2 protein-coding genes and 1 pseudogene are annotated in these 3,528 nt (G+C 76.9%); 2 read left to right on the top strand and 1 reads right to left on the bottom strand.

Going from position 1 to position 3,528, the window contains the following annotated elements:
• Together FGF04_RS38510 and FGF04_RS38505 are read left to right on the top strand one after the other, a co-directional pair.
• Window positions 1-416, top strand: a pseudogene (locus tag FGF04_RS38510) (hypothetical protein); the annotation flags it as partial.
• A 37-nt stretch (window positions 417-453) separates the two neighbouring features.
• Window positions 454-981, top strand: a complete 528-nt coding sequence (locus FGF04_RS38505) for a GNAT family N-acetyltransferase (protein WP_149516041.1) — start codon at window positions 454-456, stop codon at window positions 979-981.
• 31 nt (window positions 982-1,012) lie between these two features.
• On the opposite strand, the gene FGF04_RS40490 is transcribed toward FGF04_RS38505, so the two are convergent.
• Window positions 1,013-3,528 (bottom strand): NACHT domain-containing protein (locus FGF04_RS40490; RefSeq protein ID WP_188114412.1); only part of this gene is annotated, 2,516 nt, incomplete at its 5' end.

Here is a 3,528-nt window from a genome sequence, read left to right as displayed (position 1 = left end):
TCCCCGTACCCCGCCCCCGTACCGGACCGGCGCCGCGCGCCGCGTTCCAGCCGGTGACGATACGGACGGCCCGTGACGCCGTCACCGCCGCCGCGCTCTACCTGCGCTGGCTCGGCTACCGGGACATCCGGCGGGCCGACCAGCGGCCGCCCTCCGGGATAGGCCTCGCGGCCCGCGGGATCGTCGCCCAGGTGGACCCGACCGTCCGCCCGGCCTCCCTGCGGGACGTGGAGTGCCTCTGGCTGACGGCGATGACGGAGTCCGCCGGCTGCGTGTACTTCTCCCTGGCCGGCTACGAGAAGGACGCCCGCGCCGGCGCCGACTCCCTCGGCGTCCCCCTGTTCGTACTGGACCTCACCGGCACCCCGCAGCCGGCCAACAGCCTCGCCGACGAACTCGTCGCGAGCGGCGGCTGATGCCCCAACTCCGCCCGAGCGGCGCATACTTGAAACCATGACCGTCAGAGCGGCCACCTCCGCCGACCTCCCCGCCCTCCAGGACATCGAACGTGCCGCGGGCGAGCCGTTCCGCATCTTCGGGATGCCCGAGATCGCGGACGACGAGCCGCCCCCGCTCGACCTCCTGGAGCGTTTCCGCAAGGCGGGACACGCCTGGGTCGCCGAGGACCCCGCGGGCCGGCCCGTCGCGTACCTGATCGGCGAACCCGTGGACGGCGCCTTCCACATCGAGCAGGTCTCGGTCCACCCGGACGCCGCGCACCAGGGCGTGGGGCGGACCCTGATCGCGTACGTCGCCGGGCGGGCGCGGCGGCAGGGACTGACCGGCCTGTCCCTGACGACGTTCGCGGAGGTCCCGTGGAACGCGCCCTACTACGAGCGGCTCGGCTTCCGCGTCCTGGCCGAGCACGAACTCACCCCGGGGCTGCGCGGCATCCGCGCGGCGGAGGCCGAGTACGGCCTGGACCGCTGGCCGCGGGTCTGCATGCGGCTGCCGCTGGAAGCGTCCGGACGCGGCACCTGAGCCACCGGGACGGGGTCCGAGGGGCCACCGGCTAAGGGGTCCTGTTGGGCGCGCCCGCGCCGTGGTCCTCGTCCGCATCCGCGTCCGTGTACCCGTCCGCGTCCGGGGACACGCGAGGGGCCACCACGTCCGCCGTCGGCGCGCCCGCGAGCTGTGCCTGGAGCCGTTCGTGGCGGAACTCGAACCCCGCCCCCGACTGCCGCAGCACACCCCGCTGGTGCGCCTCCTCCAGGAACCGCATGAGCCGCCACGGCAGTTGCCCGGTCGCCGCCAGCCAGCAGCGCGCCACGACGAAGCGGCCCCACGCGCTCAGCGCCAGCGCGGCCGTGCCCAGCGGCAGCCACAGCTGGGTGCCCAGGTGCACGAGGCCGCCCCAGTCCCCGGGGGTCGCCACCACGGGCACGCACACGCACGCCACGAGCAGCGCGACCATGCCGCCGCGGGTCAGGGACGCGGTCCGGTCGGTGCGCAGCGAGAGGCCGGGGCTCGCGGCCCGCATCAGGTCCGAGGGCACGCTGAGCGCGCGGTAGACCCCGCACACGCAGCCGCCCACCACGCCGATCAGCAGCCCCGAGACCAGCACCGGCGGCAGGTCGCGGGCCACCACCCCCGCGGCCGGCCCCTGGGTCAGCCAGTCCCGGCCCCGGTCCGGCAGCACCGAGCGCAGGTTCGCCGGGTGCACGGCCGTCACGTCCCGTGCGGCGCCCGGGGTGATGAGCGCGACCACGTCGCCCCGGCGCGACTCGAAGACCGTGCGCCGCGACACGAAGTCCACGCACCGCCGCCGGGGCAGCAGCGGGATCGAGCAGTTGGGCGGCCGCGCGGATCCGGCGAAGGCCACCGGGCGCGCCCCGTCGCCGGGCAGCAGCAGCCCGCCCCGCAGCGGCCGGTCCGTGACGGCCCTGCGCACCCCGGCCCGCTCGCTGAAGTACCAGCCGCGCACCTGCTGGTCCGCCAGGTCCGCCGCCGTACGGGTCTTGAGCGCGGTCACCGCGACCGCCGCGCAGCCGCCCGCCGTGCAGGAGGCCACCCCGATCAGCAGCGCGGTGGCGGTGCCCCGGACCGTGCCCGTCACGAACCGGCGGGCGATCCGCCCCGCGCGCGGTGTGTGCGCCTCCTGTCCGGCCCGGCGCGCCCCGCTGGCCATCAGGGCCGTCCCCGCCGCCGTGCAGGTGGTGCCGATCAGGACGGTCCAGGGGCTGCCGCCGCGGCCCAGCAGGGCGGCGCCCGCCGCGGCCGTGCCGCCCAGCGCCAGCGCGGCCCCGCCCAGCCGGGCCGCGGTCCGGCCCATGGTCCCGTTCCAGGGCAGTGCGAGCGGGGTGGGCCGGCGGGAGAGCCCGGCGATCCCGAGGAACAGGGTGAACAACTGCGAGAACAGGAACCCGGCGATCAGGTCCGGCACCCAGCCGTCGGTGACGCCGCCGAAGCGGAAGCCGAAGCGCAGGTCGTCGAAGGCGGCGTACGCCGTCCACAGCACGGTGCTCAGCCCGGTCGTGACGAGGGTCTGCCGGCGGCGGAAGCGCCGGTCCGCGCCGTGCCGGCCGGGCGGCAGCAGGTACCGCACCCCGAACGCGAACCCCAGCGTCTGCCCGGCCAGGACGGCGGCCAGGGAGACCATGTCCTCCAGACCGGTCAGATCGCCCGCCGCACGCGCCAGGACCGTGGGGAGCAGCAGCGCGGACGTGACAGCGAGGGCCAGCAGCCCGGGCGCGTACAGGGCGAGCGTCCGCGGCAGCAGCGACTCCAGCTCCCACCAGGCGAGCCGGCCCGTGCCGCGGCGCTGCAGCGTCCGCGCCACCACGGCCAGCCGACGCGTCGCGTCGTCGGCGGCCTCCGTCCCCGCGTCCGCGAACGCGGCGGGGACGAACGCCCCCAGCAGGTGCTCCTCCACCGCCGCCACCGTGGGGAAGCGCCGCCGGTCGAGCAGGGGCGCGGGGTCGCGGGAGGTGTCGCCGTAGACCGTGCGGGCCAGGGCGACCATGAGCGGGGTGGTGAGGGCCTTCGCCGCGGGCAGGTCGGGGTGCTCCTGCAGGGTGCGCAGCACCGGCGTCCACACGGTGCGCGGGGTGCCGTCCGCCGCCGGGCGCAGGGGCCGCGCCGAGCGTTCCAGGTGGGCCCCGGCCCGGGCGAGGTCCAGGGGCCGCAGCTCCACCACCTCGGCCCCGGTGAGTACGTCGCCCTCGTCCACCGCGGCGGCCCAGGCGTCGGCGCGGCTGGTCAGCATCAGCGGGGTGCCCGGGTCGAGTTCGGCGTTGATCCGGCGTACGGCCGCCGCGTACGCGGAGCGGGGCAGCTCGTCGAAGCCGYCGAGGACCGGTGCCACCAGCGCCGTGTCGACCAGTACGCGGGCCAGGGTGCGGCGCTCGTCCGCCTGGGCGGCCAGCGGCCGGTAGTCGGCGGCGAGCCGGTCCGCGAGCCAGGTGCGCAGCGGTGAGCGCAGCGGGTCCCAGGAGGCGAGCGGGAAGATCACCGGGACCGGGCCGCCCTCCTGGCGGGCGTCGAGCCGGTCGAGGACGTACCGCATCGCGAGCACGCTCTTGCCCGACC

It is taken from the genome of Streptomyces apricus (assembly GCF_008369065.1).
Classification (GTDB): Bacteria; Actinomycetota; Actinomycetes; order Streptomycetales; family Streptomycetaceae; genus Streptomyces; species Streptomyces apricus.
Note: the sequence above shows the minus strand (reverse complement) of the source record. Positions and strands in the feature narration are given on the sequence as shown.

What these genes read in the sequence shown, in the direction of transcription:
- FGF04_RS38505 (WP_149516041.1), top strand. Translation starts at nt 454, where the DNA reads ATGACCGTCAGAGCGGCCACCTCCGCCGACCTCCCCGCCCTCCAGGAC.